This window comes from Streptomyces sp. NPDC059169 (genome assembly GCF_042755225.1).
In the GTDB taxonomy this organism is placed as follows: domain Bacteria; phylum Actinomycetota; class Actinomycetes; order Streptomycetales; family Streptomycetaceae; genus Streptomyces.
On the sequence record NZ_JBHZCF010000009.1, the window covers coordinates 19,204 to 35,393 of the forward strand.

Here is a 16,190-nt window from a genome sequence, read left to right on the forward strand (position 1 = left end):
GGAGTGGCGTGGGCTTTAGTCGGCAGGGCTGGACCCGCAGCGACGTGAGTACGTGTGAGAGTGCCCCCTGTGTGGCCTTCGGGCCGGGCAGGGGGCACTTTCGTCAAGCTCAGGAGCGTGAACCCGCTCACATGGAAAGGGCCCTGCCCCATACCCTGACAGTGACGAGCTGCAAGGAGAGGGGGCAAGGCCATGCCATCCGATGCTACCCCGGACCCGTACGCCGACCCGATCGCGTTCGGGCAAAGGGCCAAGATTCTTCGGTCCCGGCGCGGCATGACCCGCGACCAGTTCGGCGGACTCATGGGCAAGTCCGCCTCGTGGGTCCGGGCCATCGAGGAGGGCCGCCTGAAGGTGCCGCGACTCGAAATCGTGCTGCGCATGGCCGAGGCACTCCGCGTCCGGGACCTCGCCGACCTCACAGGGGACCAGTCCGTGCACCTTGATCTTTTCACCGGCCCCGGACATCCGCGGCTCGCTGCCGTACAGGCCGCGGTGAACGCCTTTCCGCTGACCGGGCACCGTGAGGCGCCGTCGGCGGAGCATCTGCGGGCGCGCCTGGCTCGGGCATGGTCGGCTCGGCACTCCGCCCCGAATCACCGCGAGGTCATCGGGGCCCTGCTGCCCGATCTCATCCGGGACGCCCAACTGGCCGTGCGTCAGTCCGACACCGCCACGGACCGCCGCACCGCGCAGGCCGCGCTTGCCGAGGTGTATTCCCTGTCGCAGTTCTTCGTGGCCTACCAGCCCGACGCGGCGCTGCTGTGGCGCGTCGCCGAGCGCGGGATGGTCGCCGCGCAGGAGTCCGAGGATCCGCACGCGATCGGCATTGCTGCGTGGCTGATGACGCAGGCGCACCGGGACAGCGGACCTGGACACTTCGATGCCGCCGACGCGGTGAACCTGGAAACCCTGGCCTACCTCGGGCCGCTGCTCGCCGACGCGAGCGACGACGTCCGGGCCATCGCTGGGGCGCTCACCTTCGAAGCCGGGTACACGGCCGCACGCCGCGGCGACACGGGAGCCGCGTGGCGGCATTGGGACACTGCCCGGGCGATGGCTGAGCAGTTGCCCGCGGACTACTACCACCCGGTGACGTCGTTCTCCCGCGCGGTCATGGGCGCCCACGCGGTGACTGTGGCCGTCGAGTTGCACTCCGGCGGCGAGTCCGTGCGACAGGCTGCGCGCGCGGACGCGGCTACCATCCCGTCCCGGCCCCGGCGGGCCCGCCATCGGATCGAGGAGGCCCGCGGCTATCAGTTGGATAGGCAACCGGATGCGGCTCTGGCGACGCTGGCGCAGGCTCACGAGGCCGCCCCCGAGACGATCAAGTACAACGGGTACGCGAAGCGGATCGTGCTGGAGGAGACGCAGGCGAAGAGTCCCGCGCGTCGTCGTCGTGCGTCTGAACTGGCCTTGAGGCTTGGTCTCTTGGCCGCCTGAACAAGGGCGCACAGTTTGTGCGCCTGTTGTCCTCGGTACGCCCCTACGGTCGTTGCTGTCACTGAACGCGACACCTCGGGGGCGATCCGTGTTGAACCGGGATGCTGCACCGAACACCACGGCGGGCCCAGCCCTGGCCGCTGATCCGCTCGACTTCGTCACGATGCGGGTGACCGCCCGCCGTGTACTGGAAATGAGCGAGCCCCGGCCGCAGCTCGACGAACTGACCGTCGCGATGCGCGGGATGGTCCACCTCCTGGTCCCGGAACTCAGCACGCTCGTCGCCAGCCAGCCGCCCGGCGACGGGCCCGCGCGGGTCGCCCAGATCGGCATGGAGGAGGCGTGGCGCCGGTTGACCACGCCTCCCGGGTTCGGGCCGGACGCCGCGTACCGGCAGGCCCAGAAGCTGGCCCGGTCGGTGCTGTCCCTGTGCGACCACGTCGAGAACCTCGCCGGGGCCGAGTCGTGAGCACCGCTACGCAGCCCCCGAAGCCGGCGACCGCTCGGCCGACGCCGGCCACGACCGGGCCGCTTCGCACGGACGTCATCGTCGATGAGCTCACCGACCTCATGTGGCTTCAGGCCACCCGCGCGGAGCGGTTGAAGAGCGCACTTCGGTAACCCTCAGACTCCCGCCCGCCGGACTGCGGCGGACCGTGCGGACGGGGCACACTGCACCACATCCGCTGCTCCGTGCCAGAAGGCCCCCTGAACCCAAGAAGCCGACAATCCCGACGAGGGGCCTTCCTCCCGTGGAGTGGGCCTCCCCGCCACACGTCCGCAGATCACGAGAGGCGCGTCTCAGGCTCGCGTGGGGAGACGGCCTGCCCCTCTCATGCGGGCAACCTTACGTGCCGGAGGGAAACATTCCGTCCCTCGAACGAGTGAGGATTCTGGGCCGACTCGTGGGGATGTGGCATCCATGTGGCATCCGGACGCGAAACGGCCCCCCGTCCGATCGTGAACGAGGGGCCGAAACAGGCTCTCACCTGCTACTTACCACCGTGGGCGCGGACGGTTTCGAACCGCCGACATCTGCTTTGTAAGAGCAGCGCTCTACCCCTGAGCTACGCACCCTGGAATGAGGCAACAGGTTACATGGCCCATGGGTGGGTGCGGCAAACCAGATGTGGGGTGCGGCTGCGGGTGGGCGGGTGAACGGGGGAAAACCCCACCACGCACCGGTGGGGGGCAGGATCGCCAGCCCGGGCCCGCGCTCCTTAGGATCGGGGGACATCGCAGGTCAGAGCTCTGGGGGAATGATCACGTGGATACTCGTCGCACCGCTACGCGCACCCGTACGGCGCTGGGTGTCGCTGCGGCCGTCCTCGCAGCGTCCACGCTCGCCGGGTGCGGTTCCACGGATCTGGACGGTGCGCCCGTCGAGCGGAAGTCGTTCGGGCTGGACAGCAAGACCCTGACCATCGAGGCCGAGAACTCCGACGTCGAGCTGGTCCCCGCCGACGTACGGGACGTCCTGGTGGAGCGACAGTTCGACGGGTGGGTGTTCATGGGGAACGGCCCCGATCCGACGTGGGAGATGCGGGACGGGACCCTGGAGCTCGGAGTGTCGTGCGACGGCTTCTCCGCCCACTGCGAGGCGCGCCACGTGGTCAAGGTGCCGCGCGGAACCGCCGTGACCGTGCTCGGGGACAACGGCAGCGTGCTCGCGACCGGCTTCGACACCTCCTTGACGCTCCAGTCCCACAACGGCGAGGTGACCGTGCGGGAGGCCACCGGCCCCCTGAAGCTGACCAGCCACAACGGTGACGTCGTCGGCGAGCGGATCTCCTCGCGGAAGGTGTCCGCGGACTCGTCCAACGGTGCGGTCCGGCTCGGCTTCGCCCGGGAGCCGGACGCGGTGGACAGTGTGAGCCGCAATGGCGAGATCACCATTGAAGTGCCGGGCTCGCAGGCCTACGACGTGACGGCGTCGTCAGCAAACGGGGACACCTCGGTCGATGTGAAGCAGGACAAGAACAGCCCGCGCCACATCCAGGCCGAGAGCCACAACGGCGAGATCACCGTGCGGAAGGCGAACTAAACGGCCCGTGTGTTCGTCCCTACCAGGTGGAAGAATTGTCTGGCAGGGCGGACACGGCACGGGAGAGGGATGTGACGGCGAGACACGCGCGGGCGCACGCCGGAGCGAAGGCGCATCTGGGTCTCGCGCGAGACGTATTCGCTCTGGTGGTGCTACCGCTGCCACTGCTCGCCGTGGCAGCCGCCGCTCTGCCGGGCGCGTTCGCCGGGGGTGGTACGCGGCGCTGGTTCGGAGGGCGCGGGGAGAGCCAGCGCGCCGACGCGCAGGCCGCGAAGGACGCGGCCGCCGCGGCGTTCTACGAGTTGGACACGGCGCAGCGTGACCTGCGGATCTCGATCGAGACGATCACCGCGGTGGACGGTTCGCCGGAGGCGCGACGGGCGGCTGACGGGTTCGCCGCGCTGGGGCAGCGGATCGACGAGGTGAGCCACGCCTACATCACCGCGGTCGACGCCCACGACCTCGATCGTGACGACCTCGAGCCGGCCGTGGCAGCCCGCGCCCGTGCGGAGCTGACCAAGGCCAAGGACGAGTTGGTCCGGGTCAAGGGCGAGCTCGAGCGGTTCGCGCAGCAGCTCGGGCCACTGCTCGAGAAGGCCGAAACCCAGCTGGCCCAGCTGGCCCCGGCGGTCGAGCGGGCACGTCAGGCGCTCCTTTCTGCGAGCAATGCTCTTGATTCGGTGCGGGGCTCCGGGATGCGAGCGGATGATCTCGCTGCGCGGCTCGCCGCCCTCGCCCCCGAGCTGACCAAGCTCAACGAGGGAGCCGGCCGCCACGGGGTGGCCGAGACACTGCAGCGTGCGGATCGCGTGGTGCGCGACGCCGAGGCCGTACGGACCGAAGCGGAGCGGCTCCCCGAACGCGCTGCCGAGATCGACAAACGACTGGTCTCCCTGCGCACCCGCGCCCAGGCCCTGAACACCCGGGCCGAAGGCGTGGAACCGATCCTCAGCGAGCTGCGCAGGCGCTTCACCGCCGGCTGCTGGCAGGACCTGCAGCCCGTACCCGCCCAGGCCACGGAGAACATCCGCAGAGCCGAGGAGAAGCTCAAGGAGGCCGTGAAGGCGCGCGACGAGCAGCGCTGGGCCGATGCGACCTCCCTGCTCGGCACCGTCCGCGCGCTGTTGAACAGCACGGACGACGGGATCTCGACCGCGGGCGAGCGGCTGCGGAGGCTCGATGCCGTCGCGGAGGACCCGCAGCAGGAGGTCGAGCGCACCCGCTTCTCCATCCGGGACGCGCAGCGCCTGGCCATGGCCGGTCGCACCACCCCTGACCCGCGGCACGCCCGCCCACTGGACGACTCCGTGGCCCGGCTGGAGCGCGCGGTCGAGGGTCTCACCGGGCGTCACCCCGACTACTGGCACTTCCTCACGGAGACCGACGCGGTCCGGGAGGCCGTGACCCGGGTGGTCGAGCAGATCCGCAGCGAGCGCGGCGGCCCCACCCGCGGCTGACCCGGCGAAGGCTCCGCCCCACCCGCGTCCCGGTCGGCACCGACCAGGCCCGATCGGCTCCCTGGTCCGCTCAGACCCCGGACCTAAACCGCTCAGACCCCAGATCCGTTTCGGATCCCAGATCCGTTCGGTTCCCTGAGCCACTCGGGGCCTGAGCCGCTCGCCCCCCTGGACCGCTCGCCCCCTGGACGGCTCGGACCAGCGGTCGGCTGCGAGGCTGCGGGGGGACGCTGGCCGTCCCACCGATGCGTGCGGCCAGCGCGGTCACCCGCCGACGGTCCGGGGCGGCGCGCGCCACGGCCGCGGACGATCGGGGCGGCCCGCCTCGTCGGCCACGGGTGCGGCCAGCGCCACCACGTCGGCCTCCGTTGCGCCCGCACGACCAGGGCCACGAGTGCGGGCGCGGGGCAGACTCCCTTCCGCCACCGCGGACACGAGCCGGCCACAGGGCGATCAGGCACCCGTGGGACCGGCCCCACAGACGCCGGGGTCCCACAGACACGCCGGCCCCACAGACGGGGACTCCGCAGACGGGGACTCCGCAGACGGGGACTCCGCAGACGGCCTGCTCCACAGCGGTGGTCCCGCGCCGGCCGACCCGCGCCGGCCAACGGGGGAGAATTGACCCGGTGGATTTGTCGGTGCCCGCTCCCGGGCGGATGCTGTAGGGAAGCACGCACGCTGAAGGAGGCCGAGATGGCATCCACGCACGCACCGCGCGCAACCGACGAGAAGGGCTTCCGTCTCGACGAACACCTACCCGTTGACCACCGCCTGAGCCAGGTCTACCGCATCGGCGCGGGCATCGTGGGGCTGATTCTGCTCGCCTTCGGCGTCCTCGGCCTGACCGGCAACGTCGGCTTCTTCGACACCGGAAACGCCACGGTCGGCGGGCTCAGCACCAACGGGGCGCTCAGTGTCCTGTCCATCTGCGTCGGAGTGCTGCTCTTCGTGGGCATGGTCATCGGCGGCAACTTCGCCTCGACCCTCAACATGGTGCTCGGCATCCTGTTCATCTTCAGCGGCTTCGTGAACCTCGGTCTGCTGGACTCCGGTGCCAACTTCCTCAACTTCCGCATCCAGAACGTGCTCTTCAGCTTCGTCGTCGGGGTGATGCTGATGTGGTTCGGGATGTACGGGAGGGTGGGCAGTGCGCTCCCCCACGACAATCCGTACTGGAAGGCCCGCCACCCCGACGAGGCGGCGAACGAGGAGCGCGCCCGCCAGGGCTGAGCACGAGCGTCCACCGGAGTCGGCACGGCGCAGCTAATCTGAGCGCATGCCCCGTTACGAGTACCGCTGCCGCACCTGCGACGACACCTTCGAGCTGAGCCGGCCGATGGCCGAATCCTCAGCGCCCGCAACCTGCCCCGCGGGGCACGGCGACACGGTGAAGCTGCTCTCGGCAGTCGCCGTCGGCGGTACGAGCACCGCCCCTGCCGGCAATGGGGGCGGGGGCGGCGGCGGTTGCTGCGGAGGCGGTTGCTGCGGCTGACCGTCGAGGGCACCGGCCGGCTCAAGCCGCGGATCGCAGTGCCGCGACACCGGTCGACGGCCCCTGGAGCCCAGCCGTGGCACCTCATCGGGCCACGGGCCCGGCTGTGGCACCTCATCGGGCCGGGCCTTCCACCCCGTCGCAGTTCACCGCCCCGCCTGCGTCCCGGCCGGCACGCCCCGGGCCGGACGGAGCCGTGGGACCAGACGGAGCCGTGGGACCAGACGGAGCCGTGGGCCGGCCCGGGTGGCAGGCGTCCGTCCCCTCAGTCGGCCGGGGCGAAGGGGTCCTCCGCCGTGCCGTCCGGCGACGCCGCTGACACCCCTGCGGCCTGCGGCCTGGTCGTCGTGGCCACGGGAACGGCCCCGGATGCCGATGCGGACGCGGGCACGGACGCGGGCACAGGTACGGACGCGGACGCGGACGCCGTCGTCATCGACGTCGTCGCCGTGAACCGGCGCAGGATCTCCTCGCCCGCCAGGACCCCCCGTTCGGCGAGCGCGGTGACGTGCTGCGCCGTCCAGCCCTCGTCGGCGAGTTCACCGTGCCCCGGGCGCCAGGCATGGCCGGCCGCCATCAGCAGGTCGGCGTCGAGGAGCGAGTCGCCCGCCGCCAGCACCTGCTCGGCTCCGGTGCGTCGGACGACCTCCCGGAGCGCGGCGCTCTTGGTCAGCGGCTTCGGAACGGCGTAGACCTTCCTGCCCTGCAGGGAAACCGTCCAGCCCTTCGGTCCGGCCCAGGCGGCGAGCTCCTCCGTCCAACCCGCCGGCAGGAGCGATCGCTCGACGACGACGTAGGCGAAGAGGTCCTCGGCGACCCTTTCCTTCAGCAGCCATGCCGGGTCGGCCACCGCAAGCACGTGCGAACGGACCTCGGCGAGCGAGGCGCACTCCCGGGCCAGTCGCGCCGACACCGTCCGCTGCCAGTCGCGGTCGGAGACACCGTCGACCAGCAGGTGCCCGCCGTTCGCGCAGATCGCGAAGCGCGGTGCCGGCCCGGGCAGGTGGATCCGGCGGTACTGCTTGCGGGTCCGTGTCGTCGCGGGGACGAAGAGGGCGGTGCGGCCGAGTGCCGCGAGCATCCCGGCAGCCGCCTCCGTCATGAAGGACAGCGGTTTGCCCTCGTGTACCTCGACGCAGAGCAGCCGGGGTGCCTGGGCGTCGGGCATCTGCAGTTGGAGCGCCGCGGGGGAGTAGATGAGCGTGCGGTCGAGATCGCTGGCGACGAGCGGAATCGTCGAGGTTGCGGACGCCCCGCCGGCCCCGGACTCCTCGGGGCCGTCCGACGCGGCGACGGGAGGGGTGAAGGCACTCACTGCGCGGCCACCGCCTTGCCGTCGACCCCGGTCGCGCCGCGCGTGTACCGGGGGTGGATCAGTCCCACACACGTGTACGGGAGGTCGTCGACCTCCTCCACGGGAACGCCCCGCTGCTCGGCCAGCATGCGTACGTGGTCCAGGTCCGCGCCCGCGCCCCGCTTGGCGAGGATCTTCCACGGGACGCGGCGCAGCAGCACCCTGGTGGTCTCGCCGACCCCTGGCTTGACCAGGTTGACGTCGTGGATCCCGTACTCCTCGCTGATCCGCTCGACCGCCGCCCAGCCCGCCCAGGTGGGCGTCCGGTCGGCGGACAGCAGCTCCTTGAGGTCGGCGTCGACTGCATCGGCGACGTCGTCGAAGCGGGCGGTGACGGTGTCCAGGAAATGGCCGGAGACGTCCGCCGGAGCCAGCTCGCGGTAGTACTTCGCACCGTGGAAGTCGTCGCGCCCGACGAGGTCGGCACGCAGGACCGTGCGGGAAACCAGCCCGGACACCGTCGAGTTGAGGCAGGCCGAGGGGATGAGGAAGTCCTCGCGGGTGCCGTGGGTGCGCACGCAGCCGCCCGGGTCGGCGAGGACCGCGATCTCCGGGTCGAAGCCGTCGAACCGGGCCAGGGCGGCGGCCAGTTCGCGGGTGATGGCGCCCTTGCCCGTCCAGCCGTCGACGAACACGACGTCGGCCGGGTCGTGGTGGGCGGCCAGCCAGCGCAGCGCGTTGGCGTCGATGCCGCGGCCGCGCACGATCGACACGGCGTAGTGCGGCAGGTCCAGGCCGTGGCGGTGCTGCGCCCAACGGCGCATCAGCACACCGACGGGGGTGCCGGCACGGGCCAGTGACACGAGTACGGGGTGCGGTGATCTCTCGGCGAGCACGGTCTCGGTGACGCTTCCGACCGCTCGTGCGATGCGGGTGGCCGACGCGTCCAGTGCCGTGCGGAACAGCTCCTGGTACTGAGCGGTCGGCTGGTACTCGACGGGCAGCGATTCGGCGTAGTGCGCGCCACCGCTCTGTATCGCCTCCTCGCGCTCCTCGGTGGGGGCTTCGAGTTCGACGTCCGAGAGGTCCTGGAGCAGCCAGCCCACCTCCTCGGGCGCGTAGGAGGAGAAATCGGGTCCGCGGAGCGGCTCGGGCAGCATGGAGGCCCTTTCGGCTGCTTCGGTCGGTACGGGTGCGTAGCGCGGTACGGGTGCGTAGCGCGGTACCGGCTCGTAGCTCGGTACCGGCTCGTAGCTGGGGACGGGCTCGTAGCTGGGGACGACGGCGAGGACCACGTGCGGGACGTGCGAGGCGAGCTGGGCCAGCAGCCCGTCCGGGGCGTGCAGCAGGTCGGTGTCGGCGGTGGTGTCGACGACGGCGACGACGGCGTCGAAGCCCCCTCCGGCGACGTTGTAGGCGTAACGCTCGCCCGGGCCGTCGGCGGGATGGTCGTGGGCCGGGAAGACCAACCGGCTGCGTATGGCGTAGCCGGGGTCGTCCAGGGCGAGCACCGGGGACCGGGTCGTCGTCGAGTAGCGGACCTCGGCCACGGCCCCGGTGTCCTCCAGGGCCTGCGCGAGCCGCAGCGGCGCGTACATCAGCTCCTCGAACCCGAGCACGAGGACCCGCTGCGGGCACCGTGCGGGGGTGGCACCGGTCCGCGCCGGGGCGGCGGTGACGCGCGCTCCCTCGCCGCCGGCAGCTCGGGCGGCCGTGCCACGGTCGGCGCCCGGTTCCGCCGGGGCCCCCTCCGGGCGGGGTTCCGTCGGGGTCCGGGGGTCGGGCACGGTGACGCCGAGCGCCCCCGCGAGCCGAGCAGCCATGGAGGGCAGGGCGGCTTCCAGTGCGACGCGGTGCTCCGGGGTGAAGCCGTGCCGTCCACCGTCGGGGACACCCCCGGGCCAGCCGAGGTCCACCCGTACCACAGCGGCGCCACGCGACGCGCCCTCTCTCGGTGCACCGAGGGAGGCCGGTACACCGGGAGAGGCCGGTACACCGGGGGAAGCCGTGTCGCGGGAGTCCACGCCCAGGGCATCCCTTCCGGAGGGATCCTTTCCGGTCGGGGGCGCGCCGGTGGCAACGGGCGTGCCTCCTCCCGGGCAGGCCGCCCCGGCGGCACGGGCACCTACGACGCCGGGTGCGGGCCGGGCGGCCGGAGAGGAGGGGGTGTGCCGGGGGGTCGGCCCGGGAGCGGGGGCCACCGCCGCGAGGGTGCCGGTGTCCTGGGGCAGGTCATCGGGAGCGTGTCTCACGCGACCCGCGACCTCGGGCGCGTCGCCCCCGGCTTCGTGCTCCGCTACCAGGCGGCGCCCCTTCTCCAGCACATCGGCCGGGAGTCGCACCGCGCCCACTGCGGTGGCGACCAGGTCGATCCGCGCGCCGATCTCGCGAGCGAACGCCTCCAACCGGTCGAGGTCGGCCGCCGAACGCATGTCGACCAGGGCCACCACCACGTACCGCTCGCGCGGATAGCGCTCGTGCAGGTCCCGGATGGTGTTCAGCACGGTGTTGCCGGTGGAGAACTCGTCGTCGACCAGCACGAGCGGACCCTCACCCGCCAGTAGTTTCGGGTCTTCCGGCAGCAGCAGGTGCGAGGTGGCGTGCGAGTGGGACTCCTCGAAGCCGCCCGCCTGCGCGACGCCGTCAACCGGACGCCGCGTCGAGTGCAGGTAGTGCACGGGACCCAGCCCGTCGGCGACCGAGTGTCCGAGGCCCGTGGCGGTCTCGGCGTAGCCGAGGACGACGGCACGGGCGGTCTGCTCCTCCCCGAGGAGCTCGCGCACGCGCCGGCCCAGCGCCCGCCCGTGGCCGTACACGACCCCCGGGCTCTGCGGCACGTGCTTGCCGAGGACGTGCGACACCAACAGGTGCGCCCGCTTCGGGTTGCGCCGCAGGGCCAGGCCGAGCAGGTCCTTCAGCCCGTCGTCGCCGACGAGCTCCACTCCCAGCCGCCGAGCGACCCAGCTACCCGACCACACCACCGGTCCGTCGTCCTCCACCGTTCCCGTGCTTCCCGTGCTGTCCGTGCTCTCTGTGCTTCCCGTGCTCTCCGTGATCCGCCTGTGTGCGGTGATCGCCATGACCTCCGTGATCTCAGCGCCCTTGGTGATCGCGCTCCCCACCTTCTCTGCCTTCTCCGCCTTCTCCGCGTTCTCCGCGTTCTCCGCGTTCGCGTTCGCCGGGGTCGCCGCCATCAGCCTGCGAGTCCCGCGGTCAGCAGATCCACGAAGCCGACGTCCTCCCGTGCGACCCCGAACACCTCGGCCCGTTGCAGCGTGCGCTCCGCCCAGGCGCGGTGCGGCTTCACCTCGTTCATCTTGTTCGTGTACGCCGACCGCAGCACCCCGCCCCCTCCCCGCTCCGGGTGCAGGATGTCCTGCGCGTCGCTGAACTCCTCGTGGCTGACCACTGACAGCGCGTGGACGGGCAGGACGTGGGACGGGTGGATGCAGGTCTTGCCGAGCAGTCCGTTCGCGCGGTCCAGTTCGATCTCCCGCAGGAGACCGTCGAGGTCGTGCTCGATCAGCGCCGTACGGAGCTCCTCGGCACGCACTTCGAGGAAGGGGCTGCGACGGAGCTGCGGCTTGAACATGCGCTCCTGCAGTCGGAAGTACTCCCAGACGGGCCCGGTGATCGTGAACCCCGTACCGTCGGCGCGACCGAGCACGTTGACGACGTCCGCGATGACGTGCGCGACGATCTTGACGTCGTAGGCCGTCATGTCGGGCGAACGACGCAACCCGTACGCCGAGCAGAAGTCGGTGACCCCGAGCCGCAGGGCGAGGATCCGGTCCCGGTGCGCACCGACGGACCGGGCGATGCCGGCCAGCGTCTCGTGCCTGCTCTCCAGGTGGAGCAGCTCGGGCGATTCCAGTACGGGCATCGCATAGAGTGCGCGGCCGATCCCGGTCTCCGCAGCGGCGAGGGCGTCGAGAAAGCTGCCCCCGCGCTCCTCGGTGAACTTCGGTAGGACGAATCCGGTCAACAGCCGGATCGAGCTGCCGAGGCGCCGGACGAGGTCCGGGATCTGGCCCGCCTCGCGTACCCGTACGAACAGCAGCGGCACATCGGCGTCGCGCGTGTCGAGCTCGGCGAACTGGCGAACGAGGTTCTCCTCGGCGTCGCGCACCTCCGCGTCGTCGATGGAATCCTCCAGGCAGAGGACCATCGAGACGACGCCCCGGGCGGCCTGCTTGAGCACGTCGTCCGCGAGGCGCGGCCGGGTCGCCGGACTGTACAGCGTGGCCCCGAGCGCAACGGAGAGCATGCCGGCGGGAGAACCCGGACCGAACTCCGCCGGCTCCTGGTGGAACAGCTCCTTGCGGGCAGCGGCCGGGATATGCCCGAAATGACGCATCTAGATCCCCCGTACTGCCTATGCGGCCCTGTCGTCTGGGTGGCCGGTAATAGTACGTAAGGGCGGGTGTCAACAGTTCCCCAGGTGGATGAACTCCCGGTAACGCGTCCGCCCCGGTCCCCGAACCAGGCTGCCCCGGTCCGGCCCCCTGCATGCCCTGGCGCCCCCGCGTTGTGGGCGCACACCGGAGGAAGGCAGGATTGCGGGCATGACCCACGCGATGCTGAAGGGCTCCAACGTCCCGCTCGGAGCGACCGCCGTCCGGGCCGTCCTGCGCTGGACCCCCGGCGCGGGGGTACCGGACGTCGACGCCTCCGCCCTGCTGCTCGGCTCCGACGCACGCGTGCGCTCCGACGAGGACTTCGTCTTCTACAACCAGCCCCGCCACCCTTCCGGACTGGTGCGGCTGCTTCCGAAGCAGCGGACCTCCGAAGGACTCAACGACACGGTCCAGGCCGATGTCGGTTCGCTCGACGCGTCGGTCGAAAGCGTCGTGCTCGCGGCCTCCTCCGACGGCGGGACGTTCGCCGGGGTACCTGACCTCCGGATCATGCTGTTCGACGCGGCCTCCTCGACCGACGACGAGCCCCTGGCCGCGTTCGACGTGCGGGCGGAGACCGGCGAGGAGACCGCGATCATCTGTGGCGAGCTGTACCGGCGCGGTGACGGATGGAAGTTCCGAGCGGTCGGCCAGGGCTACCCGAGCGGGCTGATCGGCCTGGCCACGGCCTTCGGCATCTCCGTGGACGACTCCGACGCATCGGCGGAGCCCGCCGAGCCGCAGACACCCCCGACGACCAGCGCGCCCCAGGCCCAGACCCCGTCTCAGCCGCAGGCCCCGCCGGCGTCCCAGACGCCCACCCAGCCGCGTCCCCAGCCCGGCTACGGCTACCCGCAGCCCGCAACGGCGGCGAACCGTCCGGCCTACGGATACCCGCAGCCGGCACCCCCGACGGCGCAGCCCGGGTACGGCTACCCCCAGCCCGCGGCGGCCCCGGCCGGTGACGCCGCCCAGCCCGCCTACGGCTACCCGCAGCCCGCGGCGGCTCCCGCAGCCGACCCGAGCTTCCAGCTGCCGCCCATGGGTCCCCAGTTCATCCGGCACTAGCGGCCCGCCCGCAGCGGCCCGTTCCCGAGCGGTGCCGGCCGTGCAGTCGTGCCGGAGCGCTCAGGCCTTGGTCTTGTAGCCGCGGCCCCACTGCAGCCCCCAGCCGTACAGCCGGTCCAGTTCGGCCTGGAAGCCGTACACGAACTTCACCTCGCGGCGTACGACCAGCTCGCCCTTGACGTTCTCGAGCATGAACACCGCGCACGAGCGGGCCTGCGGCGCGCGCTCGTCCAACTCGATCTCCACCCGCGGCCCGTTGCTCGGGTAGAGCGTCACCTTCGCGTGCGTCCGGTCGAAGGCCGGCGTCTGGTCGTAGATGTACACGAAGAACAGCAGCCGCTTGATCGACTCGTGGTGGTCGAGGTTGACGAAGAGCGTCTCCCCGGACGGGGCACCGAAGCGGTCGTCGCCGCTGAGCCGGACGAAGGGGGGCTCGTTCAGGCTGCCGAAGAAGCCGCCCAGCGGCTGCACGACGCCCTTGCTCCCGTCCGTCATCTCGTAGAGGCAGCCGAGGTCGAGGTCCACGTTGACGACGCCCTGCGTGTGCGCCTGGACGACATCGGGCTGGAAGAGCTTGAAGGGATGCCGCAGCAGCCTGCCGCTCTGCTTCGACCGGCCCTCGATGTCGGACGTCCGCATCCGCCAGGACAGGTTGACCCGTAGGTTCCCCGTGGCGGCGCTCTGCTTGCTGAGCGACACCTGGGCGTGCCTGCGGGTGAGTTGGATGGAGTTGGTGGAGGCACTGCCCGAGTCGAACTGTGCTGCCCTGCCGCGCCACAAACCGTCCCAGAAGCCCATGTCCCACCCCTGACTGCGCCGACCGTTCCCCCGGCCGGTCCCGGATACACAGCGGGGCGGCCCGGAGGCCGTGTTCGTGCCTCCTGGCCGCCCCGCTGAGAGCGTTCCTCAAACCGCGCGCCGTCACACGTCCTGCGTCGCGGGCTCCTTCTCCTCCTGGGTGTCCGCCACTTCGAGCGTCTTGTTCCGGCGCACGGAGGAGAGGAAGGACCAGGCGATCAGGACGACACCGACGAGGCCGGTGATGATCTCGCTGATCTGGTGCTCGATGGTGACGAGCAGGATCACGGCGAGCGCGCCGATCGCGTAGTGGGCGCCGTGCTCCAGGTAGACGTAGTCGTCGAGGGTGCCCTGGCGGACCAGGTAGACCGTCAGCGACCGCACGTACATCGCTCCGATGCCGAGACCGAGCGCCATCCAGAAGATGTGGTTGGTGATGGCGAAGGCGCCGATGACGCCGTCGAAGGAGAACGACGCGTCCAGCACCTCGAGGTAGAGGAACAGGAAGAACGCCGCCTTGCCGGCCAGGCCGACCGCCGAGATCTGCTTGCCCTCGGCCTTGGCCTTCTCCTCCTCCTCGTGCTCGCGCTCCTCCTCTTCCTCCAGCTTGTCCTCGAAGTACCCGGAGAGGCCGCCGACGACCAGGTACGTGATCAAGCCGGCGATGCCCGCGAGGAGCACGGTGGCGGACTTGTCCACGTACCCGGTGCTGGTGTGGGCGTGGGTGGCGAAGGTCATCGCCGTGACCAGCAGGACGATCAACGCGATGCAGACCGACAGCATGTCGACCTTGCCCAGCTTGGCCAGCGGACGCTCCAGCCAGGCGAGCCACTTGATCTCCCGCTCCTCGAAGATGAAGTCGAGGAAGATCATCAGCAGGAACATCCCGCCGAAGGCGGCGATGGCGGGGTGGGCGTCGGTGACGAGCGCCTCGTACTTCTCCGGCGAGTCGAGCGCGAGCTCGACGGCCTCGATCGGCCCGACCTTGGCGCTGATGGCCACGATGGCGACGGGGAAGACCAGCCGCATGCCGAACACCGCGATCAAGACGCCGACCGTGAGGAAGATCTTCTGCCAGAAGGCGTTCATCTTCTTCAGGATTCCGGCGTTGACGACCGCGTTGTCGAACGACAGCGAGATCTCGAGGACCGAAAGGATCAGTACGATCCCGAACGCCTCCCACCCCCACTGCCAGGCGGCGAATGCAAGGCCGAGCGCCGTTACGGCAAACGACCAGCCGAAAGTTCTCAGGACCACTGCCTACCCCATCGGTTGTACGGGTCTCCCGTTTGCACGGGCCGCCCCCGCGCCGCACGCGGCTTTACGAAACGTTGACCCCGAGTGTAGATCTGGCGGCTCCCGGGCGGCCCCTCGCCCCCGGGATGCCCGAAAACCGCAGATCCGAGCGGGGAACCCCCGTCGCACCCGCACTCCCTCGACGGCGACGGGAAGGGGCGATGCGTCCGTACGCCTCGGCGGGACCACCCGGCCTGCGACCACCGGAGCCGCTCCCGCTCCGTGCACGGACCGTTACCGCGCCGGGGTCCACGACCCGCTACGAGACGTTGACCCCGAAGTCCAGGGCGATGCCCCGCAGGCCCGACGCATACCCCTGACCGACCGCCCGGAACTTCCACTCGCCCCCGTAGCGGTAGAGCTCACCGAAGATCATCGCCGTCTCGGTGGAGGCGTCCTCGCTCAGGTCGTACCGAGCGAGCTCTTGCCCGTCCGCCTGGTTGACGACGCGGATGAACGCATTGCTGACCTGGCCGAACGCCTGACCTCTGGAGTCCGCCTCATGGATGGAGACAGGAAAGATGATCTTGTCGCAGTGAACGGGGACCTTGGCGAGGTCCACGATGAGCGACTCGTCGTCCCCGTCGCCCTCACCGGTGAGGTTGTCGCCCGTGTGCTGGACCGAACCGTCCGGGCTGGTCAGGTTGTTGTAGAAGACGAACCACTCGTCGCCGAGCACCCGGCCCGCCTGGCAAAGCAGCGCACTGGCGTCGAGGTCGAAGGGTGCTCCGGTGGTGGAGCGTGCGTCCCAGCCGAGCCCGACGAGGACCTGGGTGAGGTTCGGTGCGGCCTTGGAGAGGGAGACGTTGCCTCCCTTGGCGAGCGTGACGCCCATGACGGTGAGTCCTCCCCTGGATGTACGGAATGACAGGTGCGTCCGGCGCCGCACGGATGGTGT

General features: G+C 70.9%; 13 protein-coding genes and 1 tRNA gene. 7 read left to right on the forward strand and 7 right to left on the reverse strand.

Annotated features, from left to right (window positions below; translation table 11 throughout):
* The first annotated feature begins 192 nt into the window (after positions 1–192).
* Positions 193–1,443, forward strand: coding sequence for a multiprotein-bridging factor 1 family protein (locus ACFXOM_RS18150; RefSeq protein ID WP_384937096.1), 1,251 nt, complete (start codon positions 193–195; stop codon positions 1,441–1,443).
* A gap of 88 nt (positions 1,444–1,531) precedes the next feature.
* Complete coding sequence (locus ACFXOM_RS18155) at positions 1,532–1,912, forward strand: DUF6415 family natural product biosynthesis protein (RefSeq protein WP_384948993.1); 381 nt, start codon at positions 1,532–1,534, stop codon at positions 1,910–1,912.
* Positions 1,913–2,448: 536 nt separating this feature from the next.
* Here the strand turns inward: ACFXOM_RS18155 and ACFXOM_RS18160 are convergent.
* Positions 2,449–2,520: transfer RNA gene (locus tag ACFXOM_RS18160), tRNA-Val, on the reverse strand.
* 190 nt (positions 2,521–2,710) lie between these two features.
* On the opposite strand from ACFXOM_RS18160, the gene ACFXOM_RS18165 reads away from it, so the two are divergent.
* The 4 genes from ACFXOM_RS18165 (at position 2,711) to ACFXOM_RS18180 (ending at position 6,439) form a co-directional block, all read left to right on the forward strand.
* On the forward strand, positions 2,711–3,487 hold the full coding sequence (locus tag ACFXOM_RS18165; protein WP_385038450.1) for a DUF4097 family beta strand repeat-containing protein: 777 nt from the start codon (positions 2,711–2,713) through the stop codon (positions 3,485–3,487).
* 71 nt (positions 3,488–3,558) lie between these two features.
* Complete coding sequence (locus ACFXOM_RS18170; RefSeq protein ID WP_384937422.1) at positions 3,559–4,944, forward strand: hypothetical protein; 1,386 nt, start codon at positions 3,559–3,561, stop codon at positions 4,942–4,944.
* A gap of 696 nt (positions 4,945–5,640) precedes the next feature.
* A complete protein-coding gene (locus ACFXOM_RS18175) occupies positions 5,641–6,177 on the forward strand; it encodes a DUF4383 domain-containing protein (RefSeq protein ID WP_384937425.1) in 537 nt (178 codons plus the stop codon).
* 46 nt (positions 6,178–6,223) lie between these two features.
* Positions 6,224–6,439, forward strand: a complete 216-nt coding sequence (locus ACFXOM_RS18180; RefSeq protein ID WP_384937428.1) for a zinc ribbon domain-containing protein — start codon at positions 6,224–6,226, stop codon at positions 6,437–6,439.
* Positions 6,440–6,704: 265 nt separating this feature from the next.
* Here ACFXOM_RS18180 and ACFXOM_RS18185 read toward each other — a convergent pair whose 3' ends face one another.
* The 3 genes from ACFXOM_RS18185 to ACFXOM_RS18195 all read right to left on the reverse strand — a co-directional run bounded on the left by ACFXOM_RS18185 (position 6,705) and on the right by ACFXOM_RS18195 (position 12,090).
* Positions 6,705–7,673: an HAD family hydrolase gene (locus tag ACFXOM_RS18185; RefSeq protein ID WP_385038590.1), complete on the reverse strand. Its 969-nt coding sequence runs from the start codon at positions 7,671–7,673 to the stop codon at positions 6,705–6,707.
* A 77-nt stretch (positions 7,674–7,750) separates the two neighbouring features.
* Entirely contained in the window at positions 7,751–10,927 is a 3,177-nt protein-coding gene (locus ACFXOM_RS18190) for a phosphoribosyltransferase domain-containing protein (protein ID WP_385038453.1), read from the reverse strand.
* On the reverse strand, positions 10,927–12,090 hold the full coding sequence (locus tag ACFXOM_RS18195) for an HpcH/HpaI aldolase/citrate lyase family protein (protein WP_384937433.1): 1,164 nt from the start codon (positions 12,088–12,090) through the stop codon (positions 10,927–10,929). Before ACFXOM_RS18195 ends, ACFXOM_RS18190 begins: the two co-directional genes overlap by 1 nt.
* 208 nt (positions 12,091–12,298) lie before the next feature.
* Here ACFXOM_RS18195 and ACFXOM_RS18200 point away from each other — a divergent pair, with 208 nt between their 5' ends.
* On the forward strand, positions 12,299–13,198 hold the full coding sequence (locus ACFXOM_RS18200) for a TerD family protein (protein ID WP_384937436.1): 900 nt from the start codon (positions 12,299–12,301) through the stop codon (positions 13,196–13,198).
* A gap of 60 nt (positions 13,199–13,258) precedes the next feature.
* Here the strand turns inward: ACFXOM_RS18200 and ACFXOM_RS18205 are convergent, their stop codons facing one another.
* The 3 genes from ACFXOM_RS18205 to ACFXOM_RS18215 all read right to left on the reverse strand — a co-directional run bounded on the left by ACFXOM_RS18205 (position 13,259) and on the right by ACFXOM_RS18215 (position 16,127).
* On the reverse strand, positions 13,259–13,996 hold the full coding sequence (locus ACFXOM_RS18205; RefSeq protein WP_384937439.1) for a Tellurium resistance: 738 nt from the start codon (positions 13,994–13,996) through the stop codon (positions 13,259–13,261).
* 123 nt (positions 13,997–14,119) lie between these two features.
* On the reverse strand, positions 14,120–15,253 hold the full coding sequence (locus ACFXOM_RS18210) for a DUF475 domain-containing protein (protein WP_384937442.1): 1,134 nt from the start codon (positions 15,251–15,253) through the stop codon (positions 14,120–14,122).
* A gap of 298 nt (positions 15,254–15,551) precedes the next feature.
* Positions 15,552–16,127 carry a TerD family protein gene (locus ACFXOM_RS18215; RefSeq protein ID WP_384937445.1) on the reverse strand — a complete coding sequence of 192 codons (576 nt, stop codon included), beginning with the start codon at positions 16,125–16,127 and terminating at the stop codon, positions 15,552–15,554.
* Between the last annotated feature and the right edge of the window lie 63 nt (positions 16,128–16,190).